Genomic DNA, 24,175 nt, shown 5'->3' with positions numbered 1-24,175 from the left:
GGTATTTAGTTATGAGGTCGGTTTCGGGGTGAGGACTAGGCAACCGGTGTGCGGATTGCGCGACACTGCGAGCGGGATCTGGTAGACCTCTTCCAGAATGGGAGAGGTGAGGACATCCGCGACGGCGCCAGCGGCGCGCACGCGACCTTGGCCCAGCAGCACGGCTCCATCGCACCAGCGGGCGACCAGGTTGAGATCGTGGAGGACCACCACCACAGCAACGTGGCGGCTAGCCAGCCGGCGCAGCAACTCGAGGACAACCACCTGATGCCGCAAGTCCAGCGCGGAGACGGGCTCGTCGAGGAGCAGCACCGGGGTGTCTTGGGCGAGGGCACGCGCGATGTGGACAAGCTGACGCTCGCCACCCGAGAGCTCGCTGACCGGCTGCTCTGCCAGATGTGCGGCGCCGACGGCCTCCAGTGCTCCCGCGGTCACCTCCCGGTCATGCTGTGTTTCAAGGGACCAGCGACCGCGGTGCGGGTAGCGGCCCAGCGCCACCACCTCCGCAGCACTAAACCCGATGGTCAGAGCTGTGTCTTGCGGGACGAAGGCGATCTGCTGGGCGCGCCGCCTGGCGCTGAGGCCTTGGATGCTGTGGGCGTCGATAAGCAACTCGCCGGAGCAGGGGAGCACGCCCGCAATCGCCGCGAGCAAGGTGGACTTGCCGGCGCCGTTCGGGCCGACCAGCGCCGTGACCTGGCCCGCCGGCGCCACGAAAGAGACGTCGCGGACCACGGGGGACCCAAAACCTGCGCTGAGGCCGCCGACCGCGAGCCCTTTCATAGTCCCAGCCCCCGCCGCGAGTTACGGGTGCGCAGCAGCAGGTAGAGGAAGATCGGGGAGCCAACGAACGCCACCACAGTACCGGTCTGCAGCACAATCGGCTGGAACAGCAGCCGCGCCACGATGTCCGCGCCAATGACAAAAGTGCCGCCCAGCACGCCCGCGAGCGGCAGCAGCAGGCGGTGATCCGGGCCGAGCACAATGCGAATCAGGTGCGGCACTACCAGGCCGACAAAGGAAATGGTGCCGCTGACCGCCACCGCCGTCGCCGTCATCAGGGCCGCCAGGGCCAGCACCATCACCCGCAGCTCCTTAACCGACAGCCCGCTCGACTGCGCCGTGTCCTCGCCCAGCAGCAGCACGTTCAGGTCCCGAGCCAGCAGCCACGACAGGCCGATCGCCACCAGGATCGGCAGGGTGGCCACCTGCACGTGCCCCCAGGTGCGCGCCACCAAGTCGCCGTTGAGCCAAAACATCACGCTGCGCAGGTCTGAATCATGCGGCGCATTGGCCACCGCAGCCGAGATGATCGCACCCATCAGGGAAGTGACGGCCATGCCGACCAGTACCAGGGTCGCCGGGTCCGCCGCGCGACGCGTGCTGGCGATCAAGTACACCACCGCGACGGTCAGCAGCGCACCGGCAAAAGCGCCTGCCGGGACAGACCAGGCCCCGAGCAGGCTCGCCCCGCTCACTATGGTCAGCACCGCCCCGAGGGAGGCACCGGCGGACACCCCGATGATGCCCGGGTCCGCCAGCGGGTTGTGGAACACGGTCTGCATCAGGGCACCCGCCGTGGCCAGCGCGGCCCCCACCAGCCCGGCCAGGATCACCCGTGGCAGTCGGATCGTACGGACCACCAGGTTCCCGGGCAGCTCGGCCAGCGGGATGTCCACCGGACCCAGCCGCAGCGCAAGCAGCGTGACGACGACCAAAACGAGCACCGCCAGCGGCAACGTGGCAACCCGCACTTTCATTAGCGGTACGCTTTCTTAGCCCTCAACGGGCTATTGCACATGGTTTCCTGTAATTGATAGTCGAATCATAGCGCACGGGGTTTTCAGGTTGGCGCTTGTGCAGGCGCGACGAGCCGGTAGGAATCCTGGACCAGCTCTTTGACCAGAGCATCCGGCACTCCTTCGCCCTCAGTGATCGTGATCCAATGCCGCTTATTCATGTGATATCCAGGCGTAATGCCGGGATACTGCTGCCGCAGCATTTCACCTTCGAAAGGGTCGACCTTCACGTTCAGGATGCGCTTGCCGTTGTAGTAGCCCATAAGCGCGAACCACTTGCCCCGGATCTTGAAGGCCTCCCACGTGCCCGCGAAGGGCATCTCCTGGGTGCTCGCCAGCTGCAGCGCGACGTCGCGGGTGAGGTCGTGGAGGTTCGGCTCTTGATCCATAGGACCCACTCTAGAGGGCAGCGACAGGCAAGAAAAGCACTGTCTCCCCCTTGTATTTATCTGCGCTGACCTGCGTAATGATTGACTAGCGGAGCCGGTACTTGATGGAGCGGTCGCCACCGATCTTGTTCACAACCGCAGCTTTGTTGGCACAATGTCGAGCTATTTCACTCGTCCCCTACCGGAGAATCATTACTAAATTTCGCTTCATCACTACGTACCTTCACTTCTAATTTTGCCCTTTCATTACTAAAATCACTACTCAATTACTGCCATCACTACTAAAATCAGTGCAGGTGAATCACAAATGACACCAGATCATTTCGATGAACTGATCGCCCAACAGATCTCTTAGATGCGCGCAGCCAGGTCTGATAATGCGCGGGTCGAGGCAAAACGTATGCGTGACCATGTCGGCAAAGCACTATGGGAAACGGTTAGCGCTTTTGCCAACACTGATGGTGGTTTGATCATTCTCGGGTTAGACGAGGGTTCAGGATTCTCACCTGATCCGAAATTTCAATCGGCGAAGATCAAAGCTGAATTGATTGATGGTTTCGATACTGCGGCTACTGCTGCTCCGAAAGTGACCCCGGTGCCTCGACACACACTGCACGAAATCCGATTTGAAGACCACGAACTCATCGTCATCGACGTAGAACCAATGCGTGATGATCCGCAGCTTTCCTCACAGATGCCTTGTTACGTCACTAGTAGGAACTTGGCTAAAGGCAGCTACAAGCGGATATTAGATGCCGACAAGCTCATGAACGGCTACGAAATTCATTCCTTACAGACCTGGCTCAGGCAAGACCCTACGGACCGCAGGGTTGTACCCGAAGCGGATTCGAATGACATTGATGAAGTCGCGCTGCAAACGGTGATCACCGCATATCGAGCAGAAGGATCCCGACTTTTTTTCAGTAGCACGCGACCAAGATGAGTTGAAGAGATTTGTGAACGCCTTCGATTACGACGACGTACAAACACTTCATCCGACAGTCGCTGGCTTGCTTGCACTGGGCCGATATCCGCAAAGGTTCTTCCCCCAATTGTTCATCGACGTCACCACCCACCCTTCAACCGTGAAATCTTCTGGGGAGCGCGGACTTCGATTCGTATCAAGAAGACGATGCGACGGTGCAATCCCAGAAGCAATCGAGTCAGCCGCCACCGAAGTCATGGGCAATCTAAAAACCCGTTATCTCGAATCCAACGGAACCATAATTGACCAAAAAGAAATTCCTGAAATGGCTATCCGCGAAGCCATTGCCAACGCAGTGATGCATCGCGACTACGGCCCATTCGCACGTGGAGAGCAGGTCGCAGTCGATATCTACTCCGACCGGGTTGAAATAGTTAATCCAGGTGGATTGTGGGGCGGTCGAACAGAGGAAAATATCACCGATGGACGTTCCGTCACCCGCAATGAGGTCCTCGCCACCATTTTGAGCCACCTGCACAATGGCCGTAGTGAGCGCATCGCTGAAAACCAAGGTAGCGGTATCCCAGCAATGATCCGTTCCATGACCCAGCACGGGTTGGGTGCACCGGTATTCCGTAACGAAATCAGTGACTTCCGGGTCATCCTGCCACGATTCGGTTTGCTCAACGATGAAGCGCAAGCATGGCTCAGTCGCCGCGGGCACACCAGAAACCCACACAGTGACATCGCACTTCTTCTCGCCCGAGAGCACGGTTCAGTATCTACCCTGTCTCTACGCGATCACCTGGGAATCGATAGTGACGAAGCCCGAGAGACCCTCGCCAGCCTGCTTGTCGACGACCAGTTATTCGCCATCGGCCCAGAAGAATTTGCACTCGGATCTGCAAAACCACCTGTTACGCTCAGCAAACCAGCTGCCGAATTGTACGAGTACGTTGACCTGCAAGTCGCCCGAAAAACCTCAGAGCTTGCCGAATTATGGGGCCGCACAGAATCCACGGTGCGAATGCGAATCAAGGAGCTCATCGAAGCAGGACTCGTGGAGGCGACGGCTCCACCAACTAGCAAACTTCGCGCCTACCGGCGAGCAGCGGAATAGGGATCCTTTATCCCACCATCCGGTAACGACTAGAACGACCATTGCCGATAGTCGTCCCCTTCTACCGCCAATATGCTTCCATGCCTTCCCGAAGGGTTCAATTTCACCCTCGAGCCTCCCATTTGTAAAACTCCCACCTTTTTACATTTAAGCCCTCTCTCGCAGACCACTATTTTTTAAAACTACGCTGTTTTCATAAACAAGCTAGGGGGTCAACTGAGGTCGAAAAGCCCCGCTACACTGAAACTCATGACTGATCGCATGAACGTAGAGTCCTTTAACCTTGACCACCGCGCCGTGAAGGCCCCGTATGTGCGGGTGGCGGATCGCAAGGAATTGCCTGGTGGCGACGTCCTGATTAAGTACGATGTTCGCTTCGCGCAGCCCAACCAGCAGCACCTGGACATGCCGGCGATCCACTCCTTGGAGCACCTGAGCGCCGAGCTGATGCGCAACCACACTGACAAGCTGATCGATTTCTCCCCAATGGGCTGCCAGACCGGTTTTTATGCCCTGACCCTCGCGGTGGAGATGGACGATTTCCTGGGGATTCTGGAAAAGACCATGAATGACATCCTCGTAGCAACCGAGGTTCCGGCCGCCAATGAGATCCAGTGCGGCTGGGGCGCGAACCACTCTTTGGAGGGTGCGCAGGAGGAAGCGAAGAAGTTCCTGGCCAAGAAGGCCGAGTGGACCGAGGTCATGGCGTGATCATCATCCAGTGCGCGATGGAGATGGAGGCAGCGCCGTTCCTCGCCGAACTACCGAGCGACCACAAAGTCGAAACCATCGGCAACCAGCAGTTTCACTTTGGCGTCGATAAGCTCGTCGCCATCACCGGTATCGGCTTGGCCAACGCGGCGGCTGGCACGGCCCGCGCACTGATGCTTGCCGACGACCCCGAGCTCGTCATCGCGGCCGGCACCTGCGGCGGGTTGCACGTGGACATTCAGGTCGGCGAGATCGCGGTGGCGACCAACGCGATCTATTCCATGGCTGATGCCACCGCCTTTGGCTACGAGCCGGGTCAGGTACCGGGCATGCCGGTGTCATATAACGCGCTGACCGTCCCAACGCTAGACCGGCCGCATAAGACCGGCCGGATAGTCTCCGCGGATGCGTTTATTACGGCAGCCAACGTGGAGCAGGCGCGCGGACGCTTCCCGGAAGCCATCGCCACGGACATGGAGACGGCCGCTATGGCGCAAACTTGCTACGCCGCGGGAGTGCCATGGGTGTCTCTGCGCGCGGTTTCTGACCTGTGTGGCCCGCAGGCAGGCCAGGATTTCCATATCGATGGCGAGCTCGCCGCCGAACACAGCTTCACAGCGGCGCAAGCATTCCTGCAGGCCAGGGGCTAAAGCCCTGAACTATGCGCGTATCCAGCAGAGAAATAGCTAACAAGTAAACATAAAACTATTCTTCGGTGTCTCTAACGACGCTAGGATTAAGGCAACTGTTCCTCTCACAAAATAAGGAGACGCTGTATGTCTAAGGACTGGATCGCAGACGTCAAGAAGTACGCACCTAAAGCCGACGACGCTGTTCTCGAAAGCATGCTCAAGACCTACCGCCTGACCCTCTCCAACGCTGACGCCGCTTACGTCTCTTTCAGCGACGAAGAGGAACTCAAGACGGTGCGCGAGAACTTCCTGAAGAAGAAGCTGGGCCTCACCGAGTCCGATGAGAAGTTGGACGAGGCCATCAAGGCCGTCGGCGCCAAGATGAAGGACGGCACTAAGAACGGCCGCCTCGCCGTGTACTACCTCCTCGCGGAGAAGTTCGGCAAGCTGGGCATGTTCAAGTAACCAGCTCTAACAAGAAACCCGCTGACCTGTCCAGATGCGGTAGGTCAGCGGGTTTTGTTATGCGTTCACAGCTTCTTTAGTTTTCGCTCGGCGCCGGGAGAGTTGTAGCAGGACGTCGATAAGCACGAATGCGAGCAGCGAGATGCCGAACAGCGGCGCGAACACCGCGTAGATCACCAGCAACACCGCTAGCACTGGCTGGAAACGCACCGGCTTCGGCAGGCCCTTGCGCGCGGAGCGGAACCACGCCACGTAGCCCAGTACCGTAATGACGATGATGCCCGCGGCCAGCAACCCAAGCGCGATCTCCGACCAAATGCCGAACAAAATACCCATGTGCAGTTCGATCAGCCAGTTGGTGAGCTTGGCGGCCAGTGGCCACTGCTCGAAGTCGATGCGGCCCACCAGTTGCCCATCTGGCCCGACGATGACCTGGTCAATCGCGAAGCGGAATGGGCCGCGCGACTCCCTGGCTACGCCCGTCGAGCTCAGCTCCAGCATGCCCGTCAGCCCCTGTTCGCGAGCCACGGCCAGTGTTTGATCAAAGGGCACCATCTCGCTTTGCGACGGCGGTGTCGGCGACATCCAGTTCAGCATCTTGCGCACCTTGCCGATGTTCTCGCCCGCAACGAGCGACCACGTCAACCCAGTGACAGTGAGGAACAGCAGCCCCGGAAACAGCCACGCGCCGAGCTGGCTGTGTCGTCGCACGCTCATTCGCTTCTGCTTCACCCGCTGCGTGAGCATCAGGTACAGGCCGGCGATCGCGAGTGCTCCGAGCCAGGAGGCGGCCAATTCGGAGTAGATCCGTCCTGGTTCGCCTAGCCACAGGTCCTTGTGACCGCGGCTGAGCCAGGTACGCAGTGGGGAAGCATTAGAGCTGCCGTACTGGATGAATTGATCTTTGACCTCCAGGGATACTGGGTCCACGAACACTGCCTGCCGGTAGCTTTTGCTCGGCAGCGACTCGTCCTTGAACAACACCCTGGTGTTGGCACCGTCTTTGACCTGCACAGCGGAGACCTTGAGGTCAGGATGCTCGCGCTGCGCTACCGCAGTCTGTTCACTCAGCGGCCGCGAAGTGCCGGGGGTTTGCGCGACGTAGGCATCGTGGTAGACCACCTGCTCCGCGGTAGGGGCGAAGGCATAGAAGAAGCCGGTGAGCGCGGCTACCAGAATGAACGGGCCGACCAGGAGGCCGGCGATGAGATGAAGTCTGCGCACGCTGGCGCGCAGATATGAGTTGGCTTGTGTAATCACGGGGTAGTAGTCGGGTTCCAACACCGATAGGTTCCCCGATGGACGTTTCGGTTAACCCCAGATTGCCCCGCCCGAAAGTTCCCGGGGAAACAGAATTTCATTGTTGATATAGCCGCCAAATGTCCCGTATCCTCGGTGCCACCGCACTGAAAAAGCACAAATCGAGGAGGCTGAACTATGGCAAACGTACTGATGGTCGTGAGTGCCGCAGATCACTGGACTCTGGCAGACGGCTCGACCTATCCGACCGGATTCTGGGCGGAAGAATTGCTCACTCCCTATGAATGTTTCCAAAACGCGGGAATGGAGATTACCTTTGCCACCCCAGGCGGCAAAACGCCCACGGTAGATGAAACCAGCCTGAGCATCAAGGGTGGTGTGCTGCCGTCGGCGGCTGCCAAGTTCAAGGAAAAGCTCGCCGAGTTGGAGCCGCAGCTGAGTAACCCACGCGACCTCGCAGACATCAACCCAGATGAATTCGACCTGATCTTTTACCCCGGTGGACACGGCCCCATGGAGGACCTCGCTTATGACAAGACTTCCGGAGAGCTCCTCTCCCAGCGACTCGCCTCCGGCCGACCGCTGGCACTGCTGTGTCACGCTCCGGCAGCGCTCCTAGCCACCATCGACGAAGCCACTGGCCAAACGCCCTTCGCCAATAAGAATGTCACGGCCTTTTCCAACGCGGAGGAGATCATCAACCCGGCGGCGAAGAAGGCGAAATGGCTGCTAGAGGACCGACTCAAAGCAGCCGGCATGAACTATCAGAAGGCGTTGCTGCCGATGCGCCCCAAGGTTGTCCAGGATGGCAACCTCTTCACCGGCCAAAATCCGCAGTCCTCTCAGGAGCTCGCCGAGCTGCTGATCGCCGAACTGACTTAACTACTCAGTGCCGCGCAGCGCGTGGGCGGCCTCCGGGATCGACGCCGCCTCGGTCAGCGCGCGTACCACCACCACGCCACGGGCCCCGCTCGCGCGCACCTGTCCAACGGTGTCGGGGGAGATGCCGCCGATGGCGAACCACGGCCTCTCGCCCGCGATCTCCGAGCATTCTGCGACCACGTCGAGTCCCACTGCTGGTCGGCCTGGCTTAGTCGGCGTGGGCCACACCGGCCCGATGACGGCATAGTCCAGGCCAGGATCAGCGTTAGACGCCGCGAACTGTGCCACCGAGTTATTCGAACGCCCGATGAGCACCTCGGACCCAAGCACCCGGCGCGCTTGCTGCGTACTGAGGTCGCCTTGGCCAACGTGAAACACGTCAGCGCCCACCAGCAGCGCCACATCCGCGCGATCATTAACCGCAAACATTCTGCCGTGTTCCTGCGCTACCTCCGCCAGAATTTCCAGCGCCGCGATCTCAGCGCGGGCTTCCAGCTTCTTGTCCCGCAGTTGGATGATATCCACGCCGGATGCGTAACACTCGTGCAAAAATTCACGCAGGTCCCCCCGTTTGGTACGGGCATCGGTGCATAGGTACAGGCGGGCTTCGGAAAGCTGCTTTAGGCGTTCTGGGCGATCCATGAGCTCTATAGTAGGTGTCAGAAAGTCCGTGGGAGCCCCTAGGAGAAATACCCGAGGGGGCTGAGAGGGCGCGCGATACGCGCCGACCACCACACCTGATGCGGGTCATGCCGCCGTAGGAAGGATGAAAACCATGCATGTCGCAATCGTGGGCGCCGGCATCGTCGGCTTATCGACGGCCTGGGAGCTGCAGCAACGCGGCCACACCGTACAAGTTTTTGACCCAGCACCGGTCTCCGAGGCCAGCTTTGCTGCCGCTGGGATGCTCGCCCCCGTTTCTGAGGTCGTGTGGGATCAACCGACGCTGTATCCCCTCATGGCACAGTCGAAGCAGCTTTACCCAGCGCTCGTCGCCTCAGTGACCGAGGCTTCCGGCATGGACGTTGGCTACCTCACCTCCGAAACCCTCGTCTGTGCGGGTGACGCGGCCGATCGTGTCACCCTCTCCGAACTCGTCGAACTGCAATCCGAGATCGGCGCAGTAGAACGCCTCACTGCCACGCAGGCCCGTCGCATGGAACCAGCCCTCGGGCCCGGCGTGTTGGGGGCGGTCCACATCCCGGGAGACCACCAGATTGACCCCCGGAAGTTCTGCGCGGCCTTGCTGCACCTACTCGGGGATCGCGTGGTGCGGGAAGAGGTGGTGCGGGTGGATACGCAGGTACGGACGTCGACAAGCAGTTACGCCGCCGACCACATCGTTGTCGCTGCGGGGCTGCACACCGCCGACATCGCGGGGCTGCCGGCGCTGCCGCTGCGCCCGGTCTACGGCGATGTGCTGCGACTCAACGTACCCGCGCACCTCCAACCGCTGATCAGCCGCACCGTCCGGGCAGTGGTGCGTGGTCGCCCTGTCTATCTTGTCCCGCGCAGCGACGGCACCGTGGTCCTCGGCGCGACCTCCCGCGAGGATGGCCCCGGAGTGTCCGCGGAGGGCGTCCACCAGCTGCTTCGCGACGCCCACCACATCCTTCCCTCCCTGTGGGAATGCACCATTGCCGAGATGACGGCCCGCGCCCGCCCTGGTTCACCCGATGATGTCCCCATGATCGGTCGCATCGCTACGAACACCACCGTCTCTACCGGCTATTTTCGCCACGGCATCCTGCTTGCCGCGATCGGCGCCAAACTCACAGCGGACATCGTCCTCGGTGTGCAGATTCCTGCTGAAACGGCCGCCGCCATCAACCCATTTCGATTCGAGGAGAAGAGATGACAACAGTAAACGGCTCTCCCTACCGACCCACCCCAGGGGAAACAGTGCAGCAGCTCATCCAGGCGCAAATCGGACGCACCGCCGGAATCGCGGTGGCAATCGACGGCGCCGTGGTACCCAAGAGTCGCTGGGAGGACACCCCGGTAGCAGGCGATGTCGAAATCGTCACAGCAGCGCAGGGCGGGTAGCACCATGGAATTTCTGGCACAATCCCGCCTGATCATGGGCACCGGCGGCGCAACCTCCTTGACCACCCTGGAACGGGCACTCATCGAATCGGGCACCGCTTTAACTACCGTGGCGATGCGCCGCTACAACCCCGCAACGGGAGCGAGCATCTTTGAGCTGCTCAAACGCAACCACATCCAGGCGCTGCCCAACACTGCTGGCTGCTTTAGCGCCCGCGATGCCGTCCTCACCGCGGAACTTGCCCGCGAAGCGCTGGAAACGAACCTGATCAAACTCGAAGTCATCGCTGACGAAGACACCCTGCTACCCGACGGCATAGAGCTCCTCGACGCCGCAGATCAGCTGGTCACCAAAGGCTTTCAAGTTTTCGCCTACACCAACGATGACCCGGCGCTAGCCCGCCGACTTGAGGACGTCGGCGTCGCCGCGGTCATGCCTGCTGGCGCCCCGATCGGCACCGGGCTCGGGATCCTTAATCCGCACAACATCGAGCTCATCGTGGAACGGGCCGGGATTCCCGTCATCCTCGACGCAGGCCTCGGCACCGCCTCTGATGCGGCACTGGCCATGGAACTCGGCTGCGACGCAGTACTGCTCGCCACCGCAGTCACCCGCGCTCACAATCCGGTCCAGATGGCCACCGCGATGAAGCACGCCGTGATCGCGGGCCGCCACGCCTACGAGGCCGGACGGATCCCGAAACGCCGCTTAGCCCAGGCCAGCTCTGCTTTTGATGGTCGCATCTCCGGTTCGCAGGAAGCACAATGAGCAACTCCCTGTCCGGAGCCGAACGCAGCCGCTACGCCCGCCACCTCACGCTGCCCGGTGTGGGGGAGGAGGGTCAGCTTAAGCTGAAGCAGGCGCGCGTCCTGGTGATCGGGGCGGGCGGACTCGGTTCACCCATCCTGAACTACCTGGGCGCTGCGGGCGTTGGCCACATCACGGTCATCGACGATGACCTGGTCGAAGAATCGAACCTCCAACGACAGACAATTCACCGCATGGCGGACATAGGGCGCCCAAAGGTGGATTCCGCTCGCGACGCCCTGGCACGACTCAACCCTTTCATCAAGGTCACCCCGCTCCGGGAGCGCCTGACTCCAGACAATGCCTTGGCTCTGTTCCGCGACCACGACTTGGCAATTGATGGCACCGACAATTTTGCTACCCGCTACCTGTCCAATGATGCCGCCGAGATCACCGGGACCCCGCTCGTGTGGGGCACCATCTCCCAGTTCCAGGGCCAACTCTCCATCTTCGACCCAAACGCGGGCCCGATGCTGCGCGATCTCTTCCCAGATATCCCACCGGCCGACGCCATTCCGAGCTGCGCAGTCGGCGGCATATTCGGGGCACTAGCGGGCATGATCGGTGCGATGCTGGCCATCGAGGCGCTCAAGCTGATCACAGGGGTGGGACGACCGGCCGTCGGCAAGCTGCTCCTGGTTGATGCGCTGCAGGCGTCGACACGCGAGCTCAGCTTTGAGCGCGACCCCGCGCGCGTCCCGCCCCGCACGCTTACACACCTGCGCGAGGTCTGCGCCACCGCCACGCCGGCGCCCACAACGCCCGAGCCGCGGGGCACGCTTATCGACGTCCGGACCCCGGAAGAAACCGCGGCCGGCACCATCCCCGGCGCGCTGCTGGTGCCACTTGTGGACATCGAGGAACGCGGTTGGGCGGCACTGAGTGACATCCCGGGGGACACTCTCACGCTGTACTGCCAATCGGGTATCCGCTCGGAGCGTGCCATCAAGCTGGTCGAGCGGGAAACCAAAAAGCATTTGTTGAGCTTGCAAGGTGGTTTTGTGGCTTGGCGAGCGCAACACGGCGCTACATCTTAAGATCTGACCATGCGTACTGTGCGGTGGTTGGTGGCCCTCGGGATGGTGCTTTTCGCCCAGCCTGCCGCCGCTGACCCGCTCATCGAGTCGGCGGAAACCGCCATCGCGGAGCTGAGCTATGCCGGTGCCCGTGCGGGGTTGTCTTCGGAGCTGCGCATCCCAGCAACCGCGGAGGATGCGCTCAACAACGAGGTCTCGGTGATCGTTGGCTCCGACCCGCACATCGGCCCGACGGTGTTCAACCCTGACGGGGAGCCGACAAACCACGTCCTCGAGTTGTACCAGGATGGCACCCTGCGCCTCGTGCCCCGCGACCAAGAGACTACGGCTGTGCGCCTTGCACCGGACTTCACCGCGGACACTGGGCGCCCCTCATCACCTGGGACTGTCCCCATCCCAGACTTCTACGAGTACGATCCTTCCGCCCTGCACCCCGGCCTGCACGACTACTGCACTTCCTCGCCGAACTACTATGTCACCCCGGAACTAAACGCCGACTTCCGTGGCGCCTGCGCCAACCACGACCTATGCATGGAAGAGTCCTTGTTCTACGGCCTGGGCTACGGCTGGTGCAACATCGCACTGCGGAAAGACATGCAAGCGGTGTGCACCTCGGTGTACCAAAACGAGTTGGAATACCACCGGCAAGGCTGCCTGGACACGGCGGACTTGTACTACTCCGCAGTGACACTGCGCCACATCAACCGGCTATAGAATTTTCTTGCCCAGCCGCAGCGCAGTACTCATGACCTGGGCGTAGCGTTGGCGGTCCAGCCACGCCGGTCCGGATAGCGGCACGAGCCGTTGCTCCGCCACCGTACGGCTCTCCGTGAACTTGAGTAGTCCGGCGGCGCCATGGCGACGTCCCAGCCCGGAGGCCTTCCAGCCACCCATCGGGGCATCCACTGAGCCCCATGCTGCCGCGAAGCCCTCGTTGAGGTTCACGGTGCCTGCCTCCAGTTGGGTCGCGATCTCCCGCGCCACGCTTGGCTTTGCGACGACCGAAGCGTTCAATCCATAGTCCGTGTCATTCGCCTTAGCGATCCCCTCCGCCCGAGTGGCAAAGGACTCCAGGTAGACCACTGGTCCGAAGACTTCCTCTCGTTTGAGTCGCGCATCTTCGGGAACATCCACCAGCACGGTCGGGCGGTAGAACTTTCCAACCGGTGCTGAGCCACCCGCGAGAACCCGGGCCCCCTTGTCCACGGCATCGCTGACGAACTCGTGGACTTTGTGTGCATGATCCTCGCTGATCAAGGACCCCATCTCATACTCCCAGCCGCCGTTGCCCACGGTGACCGCGTTCGCGCGCTCCGCGAATGCGGCAGCAAACTCCTCAAAGAGCTCGCTATGGACGTAGATCCGCTCCACCGAGATACATAGTTGCCCCGAATTGGCGAAGCACGCCTGGGCCGCCACCTGCACCGCCTTGGCGATGTCCGCAGTTTCATCCACGATGAGCGGGTTCTTGCCACCCAGCTCCGCCGAGTAACCGATCAAGCGCTCACCGGCGATGGCCCCGAGGATCCGTCCCGTGGCAGTGGAGCCGGTGAACATCAAGTAGTCACACTCATGCGCGATAGCCTGGCCCACCTCGCTACCGCGGCCCGTGACCACCTGCAACAGCTCTCGCGGCAAACCTGCCTCATACAGCAGCTCCGCTGCTTTCAGAGCGGTCAGTGGTGTGTTTACATCGGGCTTGAGCACCACGGCGTTTCCGGCGAGCAACGCCGGAATGGCATCCGAAATCGCCAGCGAAAGGGGATAGTTCCACGGCGCGATAATCCCCACCACGCCCGTAGGACAATGATCCACCGTGGTGCGCGTGAGCACAGGAAGCGCGCCCTTCTTCCGCTCAGTCCTAAGCACCTTGTTCGCGATCTTGGCGAAGTGACGGGAGGTGATCGCCACGTCCATCACCTCATCAAAGGCATGCCCGCGGGCCTTCCCGGTTTCCTGCTGGATGACGTCGAGAAGCTCACCTTGCCGCTCCAGCACGAGGTCATGATAACGCAGGAAAATGCGACTCAATTCGCTCGTGCTCGGACGGCACGCCTGGGCGGCGCGGGCCCTGTCGAAAGCTGCCAAAGTTTCTTCGCGAGTGTGCATCGTGATCATGAACACGAATATAGTCGCTGATATGAAATCAATCTTCATCTCAGGAGCCGCCCAAGGTATTGGCCGCGCCGTTGCCGAAAAATTCCTCGCCGAAGGCTGGACCGTGGGCGCCTACGACATCGCCCCTGTTGAATACCAGCACGAACGGCTAATCTCCGGACACCTCGACGTCACCTCCGCCGCATCGTGGGATGAAGCGCTTGCAGACTTCGCCGGCCAAGTCGGCGGCACCATCGACATCGTGGACAACAACGCTGGCATCATCGCCGCAGGCCTCCTTGCCGACATCAGCCCAGAAGCAGTCAAACGCCAAATCGACATCAACTGCACCGGCGTCACCTACGGTGCCCAAGCAGCAAAACGCTACCTGAAGCGCGGTTCGCAGCTAGTCAACATGTCTTCCGCCGCCGCCACCTATGGCCAGCCGGAAATCTCGGTGTACTCGGCATCAAAGTTCTACGTCGCCGGGTTGACCGAAGCACTGTCCCTGGAGTGGGCCCACGCCGGCATCCGCGTGGTGGCCATCTGGCCACTGTGGGCACGGACCGCCCTTGCAGAGAACTCCGCAACCTCAGTGCGCCGCCTCGGCGTGCGCATCACCCCGGAACAAGTCGCTGACGCAATCTGGGCAGCAACGCACCCGAATCGCTGGACCCGCGGACGCATCCACTGGGGTGTTTCTCCGCAGGACAAGGCCATTTACCTCGCGCGTCAGCTTGCCCCGAACCGCGTCGCCAGGTTGGTGACGCGGGCATTTTCCGGCGCGCCGCGTTAGTGCTTACGCAAGGCCCGGCAAGCCCGGCGCTCCCGGGCGCTCTCCGTCGCTCCCCGGCAAGACCATGATTTCACGATCATGATTACGAGAGTGTCCCGCAAGCAAAGCGCTGGGTAGCAATGCTTCTACTCTGTTAATCATGATCGTGAAATCATGGTGGCGGCCTTGCTGAGGCGTTCACCAAGCTCGTGCGTCGCTGCTATGACTGCTTCATCGCCGATCACAGTGAAATCGAACGGAATCGCACTTAACCAATGGGCAGCCGCGTGTGGATCATCGGCTCCGGTAGCGAACAGGGTAGTAGCAGCATCTAACGGGCGAACATACTGGTTAAGGCGCGGGGCAGCTGCCACGACTTCGTCGCAAGTCGCGTGAATGTGCACGATGACCTGGTGTTCCCAAGCCGTGACCGGCACCGGCTCAGCGAGGCGCTGCAACGCTTCGCTGACATCGGCACGCTCGTGGAAGTGCCACGTCCCGATTTTGGGCGCGGTGATGCGATCCGCTCGGAAGGTACGCCAGTCCTTACGGTGTAGATCGAAGGCGAGCAATAGCCAATTCCGACCCCGCGAGACCAAGCGATGTGGTTCTACTCGGCGCTCGGTGAGCATGCCTTTTCGATCCCGGTAGGAGAACTCCAGGCGCACCTGTCGCCTAATTGCCTCCGCGCATGGCAACAAAACACCGATATCCAGCGCGTCACTGGAGGAGGAAAATGAGGCCGCAGTGTGCACCGCAGTTAGTCGCTGACGCACCGTAGTTGGCAACAATCCGTCGAGAGTGGACAGCGCACTCATTGCTGCCTCGGCTTCTTCACCGTTTCCTGAATTGGCCACCCTCAGTAGCGCCGCGGTGACCACAAATGCCTGTTCGTCGTCGAGTAGCAGCGGCGGCAGCACTTCACCCCGGCCCAAAATGTAGCCGCCACCGGGTCCGGCCTCCGCCTGCACCACGTATCCGAGGTTGCGCAGCTTGTCGACGTCCCGTCGCAAAGTCCGCGGTGTCACTCCGAGTCGCTCAGCCAGTTGCGCTCCGGTGCGGCAGTCACGGCTCTCGAGCAGCCCCAGCAGCGACAGGATTCGAGATGTCGGATCAGTCATATCTCAACTATGCCGGAAATAGCGGACAGGATCTGTCCGCTATGGGTGCGATCCTGAAATCAGTGCTACGAGAGCACATTTTCAAGCCCACAAAGGAGACACCCATGGGATTCCTCACCCCGAATGCGGCAGGCGAAATCGCTGTCCACAAGACCTACATCTTCCAGCAGCTGGCCCAGATTCGCACCACCGTCCACGGCCTGACAGACGAGCAAGCACACAGCACTCCAAGCGCTTCCAGCCTGAACCTGACTGGCCTATTGCTCCACGCAGCTGAAGTTGCGTTGTTCTGGAGCGCATCAGTAATCGCAGCGCCGAATCCCCCGAGCCTGCCGGCAGGTTTCGAGGAAAACCACATGCTGGACCAGCTCATCGCCGATGAGCGTCCGCTAGCACAGGTCCTAGAAACCTTTGACCACTACGTCGAGCTCGCCCGCCACAACCTGGAGCAACTGAGCGATCTTGACACGCTAGTACCCGTACCGGAGTCCTGGTCACCATGGATCCCCGCGGAATTGACCCACTGGGAGACGCGCTGGTGTTTGCACCACATCACTGCCGAGATCGCGCGGCACGCCGGACATGCGGACATCATCCGCGAGAGCATCGACGGCAAGGGGGCTTTCGAGCTCAATGATCTAGCGGGGTGATGACTCTCAACGAGTATGATTTCACGATCATGATTAAGAGAGTGCCCTGCACGCTAAACGCAAGGTAGCAATACCTCTACTCTGTTAATCATGATCGTGAAATCATGATCTTCGAGCCGCTTTACTTCACCACCAAGTTCACCATGCGACCCGGAACCACGATCTGCTTGATTACGGTCTTGCCGTCGACATGCGCTGCCGCAGCATCCAATGCTGCCGCGGTCACGGTTTCCTGGGAAGCATCGGTCGCAACCATGATGCGTGCACGGACCTTCCCGTTGACTTGAACTGGCAGTTCGACTTCGTCGTCTACCAGGTATTTCTCATCAAAGCTCGGGAAGTCGACGTAGGCGACGGTTCCCTCATGTCCGAGTCGGGTCCACAGTTCTTCCGCGAGGTGTGGCGCGATCGGCGCCAGCATGACCACGAGTGGTTCGAAGGCTGCCCGTGGTGCGCCACCGTTGTAGGCCTTGGTCAGGTAGTTGACGTATTCGATGAGCTTGGCCACTACGGTGTTCAGCCGCAGTTCCTGGTAGTCCTCGCTCACACCAGCGATCGTGCGGTTCAAGGCCTTGAGGTCGTCCTTGGTCAGCTCAGCCTCGGTGACCGCCAGCTCGCCCGTCTCCTCAGAAATGGCAAGACGCCAGAGTCTCTGTAGGAAGCGGTGCGCGCCGATAACGTCCTTGGTCGCCCATGGTCGCGAGGTGTCTAGCGGCCCCATGGCCATCTCGTAAACGCGCAGCGTGTCTGCACCGTAGTCATCGCAAATTTCGTCGGGAGCGACAGCATTCTTCAGGGACTTGCCCATCTTGCCGTATTCCTGGGCGACTTCTTCGCCCTGGTAGAAGAACTTACCGTCCTTTTCTTCCACTTCCGCTGCCGGAACATAGACACCACGGGAATCGGTGTAGGCGAAGGCCTGAATGTAGCCCTGGTTGTAGAGCCGGCGGTACGGCTCTACTGATGTGACGTGGCCGAGGTCGAAGAGGACCTTGTGCCAGAAGCGGGAGTACAGCAGGTGCAGCACGGCGTGCTCGACGCCGCCGACGTACAAGTCCACGCCGCCACAATCGCCTTCGAACTGCGGGCCAGTCCAGTAGCGTTCGTTCTCCAGATCGCAGAACTTTTCAGAGTTGTTTGGGTCGATGTAGCGCAGCTGGTACCAAGAAGATCCCGCCCACTGTGGCATGACGTTGGTGTCGCGGGTGTACTTGCGTGGCCCGTCGCCAAGATCAAGTTCCACCTCGACCCATTCGCTCGCCTTGGCAAGCGGTGGCTGCGGGGAGGAGGAAGCATCCTCGGGGTCGAAGGAAACCGGCTTGTAGTCTTCCACCTCCGGCAACTCGATCGGGAGCATGGATTCCGGCAGAGCGTGGGCGATGCCGTCTTCGTCGTAGACCACTGGGAATGGTTCGCCCCAGTAGCGCTGGCGGGCGAACAGCCAGTCCCGCAGTTTGTATTGAATTTTCTCTTCGCCCTTGCCGGTTTCCTTGAGCCAGGCGATGGTTTTCTCAATGGCATCGGCTTTGTTCAAACCGTTGATGTCTAGGGAGTCGTTGGCAGAGTTGATCGCCTCACCGGATTCAGTAAAGGCTTCTACCTCTACGTTTCCACCCTTGACAACCTCAACGATTGGCAATCCAAATGCTTTGGCGAACTCATAATCGCGAGCATCATGGGCTGGAACGGACATGATCGCGCCCGTGCCGTAACCGGTGAGAACGTAGTCCGCGATGAAGATTGGAACCTCTGCACCGGTCACTGGATTCACCGCATAGGTGCCCAGGAACACGCCGGTCTTTTCCTTGTTCTCCTGACGCTCCAAATCAGACTTCGCAGCAATAGCGGCGCGGTAGGCGGCAACAGCCTCGGCAGGGGAGGCAGCGCCAAAGGTCCAGCGGGTGTCAACGTCGGCGGTATAGGAAGCAGCGGTCAGGGCGTCGACAAGCTCATGCTCTGGGGCGAGCACCATGTAGGTGGCGCCGAACAGCGTGTCCGGGCGGGTGGTGAAGACGCGCAGGTCGCCGGCCGGGGAGGAGAAGTCCACCTCAGCGCCACGCGAGCGGCCGATCCAGTTGCGCTGCATGGACTTGACCTTGTCCGGCCAGTCGAGGAGCTCAAGGTCATCGATGAGCCGGTCGGAGTAGGCGGTGATGCGCATCATCCACTGCGAGAGCTGCTTGCGGAAGACGGGGAAGTTGCCGCGCTCGGACTTGCCGTCGGCGGTAACTTCCTCATTGGCCAGCACGGTGCCCAAGCCCGGGCACCAATTCACCATGGAATGCGAGCGGTAGACCAGGCGGAATTCGTCAATGGCTGCTGCCTTCTCCAGCTTAGTGAGCTCGTTGTACTTACGGCCGTCCTTCGTCTCGCGGGTACCGTCCTCAAGCTCAGAAATCAGCTCCGCGATCGGACGCGCCTTCTGCTGCTCCTCATCGAACCAGGAGTTAAAGATCTGCAAGAAGATCCATTGGGTCCACTTGTAGTACTCGGTATCGGTCGTCGCTACGCTGCGTCGCTTATCGTGGCCGAGGCCCAAGCGTCCCAGCTGACGCTCCATATTGTCGATGGACTCCTGGGTCTTAATCCGCGGATGAGTGCCCGTCTGAATCGCATACTGTTCGGCCGGCAGGCCAAAGGCATCATAACCCAGCGTGTGCAGCACGTTCTTACCCTGCAGGCGGTTAAAACGGGCATAAACATCCGTCGCGATATAACCCAGCGGGTGGCCAACGTGCAGGCCAGCGCCGGAAGGGAACGGGAACATGTCCTGAACGAAAAGCTTGTTCTCCGGGAGCGTGCCCTTAGTTGCTAGATCGCCGACCGGGTTAGGCGCATGGAAGGTACCGTTATCCAGCCAGTACTGCTGCCACTTCTTCTCAATATCGGCGGCTAGGGGCGCGCCATAGCGGAAATTCGGAGTGCTTTCGCTCGGGTTTGTCATGCCAAACAGTCTACTGCCTTGGCTTTTCGACGGCGCGTTTGGTCGGGCCGTCCCAGCAGGCGGGATGGTCGCGAGCTTATCGACGGCGGTTCAGTAGCGACCCGACGCTGACACCCCAGCTCAACTCTCGCTAGAAGAACTTCTTTGCCAGCAGAACAATCAGCGTTATGAAACCAACCAACACGCCAAGCAAAGCCAGTAGTATCAGTATCTCTTGGTAACCAGGGTTCATCTTTTTCGCCTCCCGATGCGGATAGACAAGCAGCCATCCTACTGCCATTCATAGGTCACTAATATCTATAGTTGCAAATATTTTTCAACCAGCATGGCAATCTGAACCGTTTTGCAGGGATGCCAAGGCCTACCATGTTCGTTCCACATGCCTAATAGCGCGGCGAGACACCAAGAGCCCGATCCCGATCAGCAGCACACACGTCACGACGGCGATGGGGAACCTAGTTCCAACGACCGCAGTCATTCCCCAGCTAGGCAGCGCCGGGAACCATAACAGGGTGTCTGCGAGGACATCGCCGCCCAGCGTAAGCGAGAAAATAGTCCACACCACAACAGCCCCGAGCGATACAGTGACACCCCAATAAAGCTGGAGCGTTTGCGCGCTGAGCATCATCAGGATGCCAGTTAGGGTCCACAAGATGAATCGCTGCCAGGAATGATCAACCAGACTTGCCGTCACTAAGCTCAGTATCGCCACCACCGCGCTCTGCCATAGCAACACCGCACTTCGGAGTACGGGTGTCTCCACAACCGACAAGCTCCACGTTGGGCGCAGCACCGACCACACCAAGACCGCTAAGACTCCTGCACCTACCGGTAGTAGGCCCAGCGAGTAGAAGGCAACCAGGTAGTTCGGCGGGTAGATCAACGCAATTAGAGCGATCATTCCGAGCGACAACGCGACGCACCATCCGGTCGCAGTGGTGAAAAGCAGTCTTGTGAGGACCCACAGCAGAACCAAGACAGATTGCGGTTGCCGATCGGAGAGCGCACGGGTCAGCTCAGGGCTTTGCAGGTGCTGTTGTTCTACTCGCGGTGCTTTTCGCCGGAGACGAAGTGGGAACTGGATGGCCAGCCACGCCCCGAAAATTCCCAAGACTAGGTTGAGGAGGATCGCCAACCAGGGGGATTCTGTGAGCAGGGGTTCTCCCGCCACCAAAGGAACTGCATTGGAATGGATGCCGATGGTGGGGAGCAGAATCCGCACTTGCCACGCTGGGGGATACAGGAACCAGTTGCTGTTCTCCGCTAAAGTTACGCCGCCTATCTGCCACACAAAACCGAACAGAACCGCGAACACTGTCCCTGTACCGCGTGCGACCCATTGCAGGATCCCCACTAGTCCCGGTGTGGCAATCGCGGCTAAGAGTGCCGCTAATGCCGCATCACTAGCTCCGGTCATGGCATAGGTGATGCCAAAATTGACCAGGATCAGGCACACGACCACCACAGTGCACACGATGAAGCGGCACAGTCGCAGCATCTTCAGGGAGGTACTGCGTGTTTCCATTCCACCCGATCTCGCCTTTATTTCTCTGGTTTCTGCGATTCCCGCAGCTAGGCCGACAATGGGAACCATCATTCCGGTCACGAACAACGCCTGCCAGTACAGCAGGTTTTCGCTGGCAACTGCACTTCCAAAAAGCCCACTGAGCAATGCAATCGGCACAGCAAGCAGGGGATAGTAGGCCAGTGCCGAACCTTTCACGCGGAGCACCTCCGCTCGCAACAGATGCACTACCGCGTCCCTTTCATCGTTGTTTCCAGGAACTTCTGCTCCAATTGCCCGGAAGGCGCGAAATCCGAAAGCGCCCCGGTGTACGCAGTCTTTCCCAAGTGCAGCACCGTGAGATCTTGGGCAAGATGCGTGATTTCACCCAGCTGATGTGAGCTAACGAGGACAGTGCCACCATGTTCTGCCCAGCTCTGCAACATGTGGCGAAGATCCACGATCCCTTGCGGGTCCAGGCCGTTCTGTGGCTCGTCGAGCATCAGAATCTTCGGGTCCCCCAGCAGCGCGATTGCCAAAGCAAGGCGTGCCTTCATACCAGTGGAGAAGTTCTTTGCCTTCTTCTTACCTGCTCCGCTGAGACCCACGGCATCGAGAACACGATCAACCTCTGCCTTCGGCAACCCCAAGGAAAGTGCATGAATACGCACATTGTCAGTGGCGCTGAGGTGACCATACAAGGCAGGCCCGTTAACGGAAGCACCGATGTGACGCAGTGAGTGTCTTTTGAACCTCTCACCCAGAACTCTTACCTCTCCGGCTTGCAGTTCAATCAGTCCCAGTATCGCGCGAAAGGCGGTGGACTTACCCGCACCGTTTCGGCCTAAAAGCGCATGGATGCGTCCCGGCTGCAGGCACATTGAAAAGTCTTCCAAGATGGGTTGACCACCCAGCTTCACGTTGATCCGATCAACTTCTAGTGAATATTCCATGCTGCAAGTCTGACAGGGCACTGCTAACAGAAACATCCAGCTAGAGACCATTTCTTCCGAGCTCAGCCGGCCCACAGTTCAACCCCTTATGGGGTAGCAGAACTTAGTCGACTAGCTTCATTCGAAATGCTGCCACTACAAGTGCCACGCGATCTCGTGCCTGCAATTTGTCCAAGAGACTGGAGACATGGGACTTTGTCGTCGACAAGCTGATGCGCAGTTCTTCGGATATCTCTTGATTGTTCTTGCCTTGCGCAACCAGTTTCAGTACTTCCTTTTCCCGTACCGAGATGGGGAGTTCACTGAAGTCACCTGCCGGAGTGGGGGACTTTCTCAGGGCCGCGAGGACACGGGGCGTTACGCTCGGATCCAAGTACGCTTTCCCGCTACTTACGCAACGGACGGCCTCGAAAAGTACCTCCGGTTCGGAATCCTTCAACAAGAAGCCCTGTACACCACTGTTGATAGCGCTCAGAATGTTGTCTTCTACGTTGAAAGTGGTCAGCATTAACACCTTCGGCGGGTGCGGCATAGCCAAGATTTCTTGCGCTGCGGAGATGCCATCGAGCACTGGCATTGCGACGTCCATAACCACGACGTCGACAACCCTGTGCGCAGCTTGGCGCACGGCATCTGCCCCGTCTTTTGCCTTAGCGACGACCTCAATGTCAGGCTCAGAATTCAAGATTGTGCTCAACGCAGAGAGCAGTAGTGGCTGGTCATCCGCAAGCAGCACTCGGATTGGCCTAGTTGCTAACAAGGGGAATCACCGCCTGGAGCTTAAAGGAATTGCTTCCGCTAGGGGTAGCGCTGAGCTGTCCTCCCAGGGACTTCAGTCTTTCTTGCAGTCCAACCAAACCAGTCCCGCTTCCTTCCTGGGTAGCGGTATACGCACCGGTACTCAGGACGTTCAGGCTGATTGCCGTCCGGTTCCGCAGGATCTTCACCATTACTGTGCTCTCCGAACCCTGATGCCGGAGCACATTAGTCAGTCCTTCCACCAGCACCCGGTGTAGGGCTAAGAGGATCCGTGGAGGCAATCCCTGAACCTCCGGAAGCACATCCTTCGGCGCGAGTACTACGTTGATCCCGGTTGAACGAAAATCTTCGATGACACCCCGGCTTTCGCTGACAAACCCTTCCGGGCTTGCCCAAACCTTATTGCCAATTTCTACGTCGCGTAGCGATCCGATCATGGCTCTGACCTCAGCTAAGGACTCTGCGCTCGTCTCCTTAATCGATGTCAGCGCTGCCAATGCTGCCTGGTTATCCTGCTTTCCCGCGATGAGACCAGCATTGGCCTGCACATTCATGAGGGTCAGACTATGCGCTAGCACATCATGAATCTCACGGGCGATGTCATTGTGCTCCCGTTGCCGTGCAGCGAGCAGGTCTTGCTCTCGTTCTCGCTGTACCCGAATCCCTTGCGCGCGCGCTCGCGCCGCCCACATGTACACCCCAAAGATGGCGAACCAATGAAATGCCAGGCTTTGCAGCAATTCCCACCGATCTGGGTACACCCAATTGCCGTCGACCATCGTGAAGCTAAAGGGCGAGATCAGTGACCCGAGAGCACACCACACGCCAGCGATTCTTCCCCACCGCAAACCGGAATAGCGAGTGATGTTGTAGATGGCCAAGGGCGCGACCGCCAGGTAGGGCGCGTATCCAGAATTTTCTGGCAGTTGCGAGACCCAGTTCAGCTGCCATGCGGTGAGTAAAGCGAGGGAACCAAAGCCAGCCAGGCGTGCATATGCGCGATTGAACAGCAGCGTAATCACAAAGCCGATGCTGAGAGCGAAGTAGCGCCAATCGCTGGGCTCGCCGCTGGACAAGGCACTCAGCAGCATCAGAATGCTGAGCAACACGGCAATGCCTGCCAGGAAGTCGTCACCGATTCGGACATTTCGCAGGACACGCAATGCTTCGGTCACCTCCACGCTTTCATTCTCATGTTGTCCAGAATGTCATACTCGAAAACTTCCTCAGCGCGCCTAGTACTAGAGGACTATTGCCCACGCACCCGAAAAATCTTTGTTCTACAAGTTAAGCCAGCA

27 protein-coding genes and 1 riboswitch are annotated in these 24,175 nt (G+C 59.8%); of the genes, 13 read left to right on the top strand and 14 right to left on the bottom strand.

Annotation, left to right across the window (positions count from 1 at the left end; all coding sequences use genetic code 11):
- Window positions 1-9 precede the first annotated feature (9 nt).
- The 3 genes from WG915_RS07940 to WG915_RS07930 form a co-directional block, all read right to left on the bottom strand.
- Window positions 10-783 (bottom strand): ABC transporter ATP-binding protein, encoded by a 774-nt coding sequence (locus WG915_RS07940; protein WP_339564845.1) that lies wholly within the window; start codon window positions 781-783, stop codon window positions 10-12.
- Entirely contained in the window at window positions 780-1,760 is a 981-nt protein-coding gene (locus WG915_RS07935; protein WP_339564844.1) for a FecCD family ABC transporter permease, read from the bottom strand. The genes WG915_RS07940 and WG915_RS07935 overlap by 4 nt, the downstream gene beginning before the upstream one ends.
- Before the next feature lie 83 nt (window positions 1,761-1,843).
- A complete protein-coding gene (locus WG915_RS07930; RefSeq protein ID WP_339564843.1) occupies window positions 1,844-2,188 on the bottom strand; it encodes an MmcQ/YjbR family DNA-binding protein in 345 nt (114 codons plus the stop codon).
- A 355-nt stretch (window positions 2,189-2,543) separates the two neighbouring features.
- Here WG915_RS07930 and WG915_RS07925 point away from each other — a divergent pair, with 355 nt between their 5' ends.
- The 5 genes from WG915_RS07925 to WG915_RS07905 all read left to right on the top strand — a co-directional run bounded on the left by WG915_RS07925 (window position 2,544) and on the right by WG915_RS07905 (window position 6,041).
- Window positions 2,544-3,131 (top strand): AlbA family DNA-binding domain-containing protein, encoded by a 588-nt coding sequence (locus WG915_RS07925; RefSeq protein WP_339564842.1) that lies wholly within the window; start codon window positions 2,544-2,546, stop codon window positions 3,129-3,131.
- Window positions 3,132-3,144: 13 nt separating this feature from the next.
- Window positions 3,145-4,233 carry an ATP-binding protein gene (locus WG915_RS07920; protein WP_339564841.1) on the top strand — a complete coding sequence of 363 codons (1,089 nt, stop codon included), beginning with the start codon at window positions 3,145-3,147 and terminating at the stop codon, window positions 4,231-4,233.
- A 249-nt stretch (window positions 4,234-4,482) separates the two neighbouring features.
- Window positions 4,483-4,944, top strand: a complete 462-nt coding sequence (locus tag WG915_RS07915; protein ID WP_339564840.1) for an S-ribosylhomocysteine lyase — start codon at window positions 4,483-4,485, stop codon at window positions 4,942-4,944.
- Entirely contained in the window at window positions 4,941-5,594 is a 654-nt protein-coding gene (gene mtnN / locus WG915_RS07910) for a 5'-methylthioadenosine/S-adenosylhomocysteine nucleosidase (RefSeq protein ID WP_339564839.1), read from the top strand. Before WG915_RS07915 ends, mtnN begins: the two co-directional genes overlap by 4 nt.
- A 126-nt stretch (window positions 5,595-5,720) precedes the next feature.
- Window positions 5,721-6,041 carry a DUF2853 family protein gene (locus tag WG915_RS07905; RefSeq protein ID WP_339564838.1) on the top strand — a complete coding sequence of 107 codons (321 nt, stop codon included), beginning with the start codon at window positions 5,721-5,723 and terminating at the stop codon, window positions 6,039-6,041.
- A gap of 57 nt (window positions 6,042-6,098) precedes the next feature.
- Here the strand turns inward: WG915_RS07905 and WG915_RS07900 are convergent, their stop codons facing one another.
- On the bottom strand, window positions 6,099-7,325 hold the full coding sequence (locus WG915_RS07900) for a PepSY-associated TM helix domain-containing protein (protein WP_339564837.1): 1,227 nt from the start codon (window positions 7,323-7,325) through the stop codon (window positions 6,099-6,101).
- A gap of 153 nt (window positions 7,326-7,478) precedes the next feature.
- On the opposite strand from WG915_RS07900, the gene WG915_RS07895 reads away from it, so the two are divergent.
- On the top strand, window positions 7,479-8,183 hold the full coding sequence (locus tag WG915_RS07895; protein ID WP_339564836.1) for a type 1 glutamine amidotransferase domain-containing protein: 705 nt from the start codon (window positions 7,479-7,481) through the stop codon (window positions 8,181-8,183).
- Here the strand turns inward: WG915_RS07895 and thiE are convergent, their stop codons facing one another.
- Window positions 8,184-8,825, bottom strand: coding sequence for a thiamine phosphate synthase (gene thiE / locus WG915_RS07890; protein ID WP_339564835.1), 642 nt, complete (start codon window positions 8,823-8,825; stop codon window positions 8,184-8,186).
- An 18-nt stretch (window positions 8,826-8,843) separates the two neighbouring features.
- Window positions 8,844-8,964: riboswitch (TPP riboswitch) on the top strand.
- On the opposite strand from thiE, the gene thiO reads away from it, so the two are divergent.
- From thiO to WG915_RS07865, 5 genes are all read left to right on the top strand, one after another.
- Window positions 8,959-10,041: a glycine oxidase ThiO gene (gene thiO / locus WG915_RS07885; RefSeq protein ID WP_339564834.1), complete on the top strand. Its 1,083-nt coding sequence runs from the start codon at window positions 8,959-8,961 to the stop codon at window positions 10,039-10,041. Its footprint overlaps the riboswitch before it by 6 nt.
- Window positions 10,038-10,229 (top strand): sulfur carrier protein ThiS, encoded by a 192-nt coding sequence (thiS, locus tag WG915_RS07880; RefSeq protein WP_339564833.1) that lies wholly within the window; start codon window positions 10,038-10,040, stop codon window positions 10,227-10,229. The genes thiO and thiS overlap by 4 nt, the downstream gene beginning before the upstream one ends.
- A gap of 4 nt (window positions 10,230-10,233) precedes the next feature.
- Entirely contained in the window at window positions 10,234-10,998 is a 765-nt protein-coding gene (locus WG915_RS07875; RefSeq protein ID WP_339564832.1) for a thiazole synthase, read from the top strand.
- Complete coding sequence (gene moeB, locus WG915_RS07870; protein ID WP_339564831.1) at window positions 10,995-12,074, top strand: molybdopterin-synthase adenylyltransferase MoeB; 1,080 nt, start codon at window positions 10,995-10,997, stop codon at window positions 12,072-12,074. The genes WG915_RS07875 and moeB overlap by 4 nt, the downstream gene beginning before the upstream one ends.
- Window positions 12,075-12,083: 9 nt before the next feature.
- Window positions 12,084-12,788 (top strand): hypothetical protein, encoded by a 705-nt coding sequence (locus tag WG915_RS07865; RefSeq protein ID WP_339564830.1) that lies wholly within the window; start codon window positions 12,084-12,086, stop codon window positions 12,786-12,788.
- On the opposite strand, the gene WG915_RS07860 is transcribed toward WG915_RS07865, so the two are convergent.
- Window positions 12,783-14,231 carry a succinic semialdehyde dehydrogenase gene (locus tag WG915_RS07860; protein ID WP_445227804.1) on the bottom strand — a complete coding sequence of 483 codons (1,449 nt, stop codon included), beginning with the start codon at window positions 14,229-14,231 and terminating at the stop codon, window positions 12,783-12,785. The two genes, WG915_RS07865 and WG915_RS07860, sit on opposite strands and share 6 nt — an antisense overlap.
- On the opposite strand from WG915_RS07860, the gene WG915_RS07855 reads away from it, so the two are divergent.
- Window positions 14,215-14,967, top strand: coding sequence for an SDR family oxidoreductase (locus tag WG915_RS07855; protein ID WP_339564828.1), 753 nt, complete (start codon window positions 14,215-14,217; stop codon window positions 14,965-14,967). The two genes, WG915_RS07860 and WG915_RS07855, sit on opposite strands and share 17 nt — an antisense overlap.
- Before the next feature lie 3 nt (window positions 14,968-14,970).
- Here the strand turns inward: WG915_RS07855 and WG915_RS07850 are convergent, their stop codons facing one another.
- Together WG915_RS07850 and WG915_RS07845 are read right to left on the bottom strand one after the other, a co-directional pair.
- Window positions 14,971-15,108, bottom strand: coding sequence for a hypothetical protein (locus WG915_RS07850; RefSeq protein WP_339564827.1), 138 nt, complete (start codon window positions 15,106-15,108; stop codon window positions 14,971-14,973).
- On the bottom strand, window positions 15,105-16,067 hold the full coding sequence (locus WG915_RS07845) for a helix-turn-helix transcriptional regulator (RefSeq protein ID WP_339564826.1): 963 nt from the start codon (window positions 16,065-16,067) through the stop codon (window positions 15,105-15,107). The genes WG915_RS07850 and WG915_RS07845 overlap by 4 nt, the downstream gene beginning before the upstream one ends.
- A gap of 104 nt (window positions 16,068-16,171) precedes the next feature.
- Between WG915_RS07845 and WG915_RS07840 the strand changes: the two genes are divergently transcribed.
- Window positions 16,172-16,717 (top strand): mycothiol transferase, encoded by a 546-nt coding sequence (locus WG915_RS07840; RefSeq protein WP_339564825.1) that lies wholly within the window; start codon window positions 16,172-16,174, stop codon window positions 16,715-16,717.
- A 121-nt stretch (window positions 16,718-16,838) separates the two neighbouring features.
- Here WG915_RS07840 and leuS read toward each other — a convergent pair whose 3' ends face one another.
- The 6 genes from leuS to WG915_RS07810 all read right to left on the bottom strand — a co-directional run bounded on the left by leuS (window position 16,839) and on the right by WG915_RS07810 (window position 24,052).
- Window positions 16,839-19,661 carry a leucine--tRNA ligase gene (gene leuS, locus WG915_RS07835; RefSeq protein WP_339564824.1) on the bottom strand — a complete coding sequence of 941 codons (2,823 nt, stop codon included), beginning with the start codon at window positions 19,659-19,661 and terminating at the stop codon, window positions 16,839-16,841.
- Window positions 19,662-19,791: 130 nt separating this feature from the next.
- On the bottom strand, window positions 19,792-19,941 hold the full coding sequence (locus WG915_RS07830) for a hypothetical protein (RefSeq protein ID WP_339564823.1): 150 nt from the start codon (window positions 19,939-19,941) through the stop codon (window positions 19,792-19,794).
- An 81-nt stretch (window positions 19,942-20,022) separates the two neighbouring features.
- Window positions 20,023-21,384, bottom strand: coding sequence for a hypothetical protein (locus WG915_RS07825; RefSeq protein ID WP_339564822.1), 1,362 nt, complete (start codon window positions 21,382-21,384; stop codon window positions 20,023-20,025).
- Between the two features lie 29 nt (window positions 21,385-21,413).
- On the bottom strand, window positions 21,414-22,118 hold the full coding sequence (locus WG915_RS07820) for an ATP-binding cassette domain-containing protein (protein WP_339564821.1): 705 nt from the start codon (window positions 22,116-22,118) through the stop codon (window positions 21,414-21,416).
- Between the two features lie 103 nt (window positions 22,119-22,221).
- Window positions 22,222-22,878 (bottom strand): response regulator transcription factor, encoded by a 657-nt coding sequence (locus WG915_RS07815; RefSeq protein WP_339564820.1) that lies wholly within the window; start codon window positions 22,876-22,878, stop codon window positions 22,222-22,224.
- A complete protein-coding gene (locus WG915_RS07810) occupies window positions 22,865-24,052 on the bottom strand; it encodes a sensor histidine kinase (protein WP_339564819.1) in 1,188 nt (395 codons plus the stop codon). The genes WG915_RS07815 and WG915_RS07810 overlap by 14 nt, the downstream gene beginning before the upstream one ends.
- Window positions 24,053-24,175: the final 123 nt, after the last annotated feature.

Source organism: Corynebacterium sp. H128 (assembly GCF_037482625.1).
Classification (GTDB): Bacteria; Actinomycetota; Actinomycetes; order Mycobacteriales; family Mycobacteriaceae; genus Corynebacterium.
The sequence above is the reverse complement of the archived record's forward strand: the minus strand, read 5'-3'. Positions and strand labels throughout refer to the sequence as shown.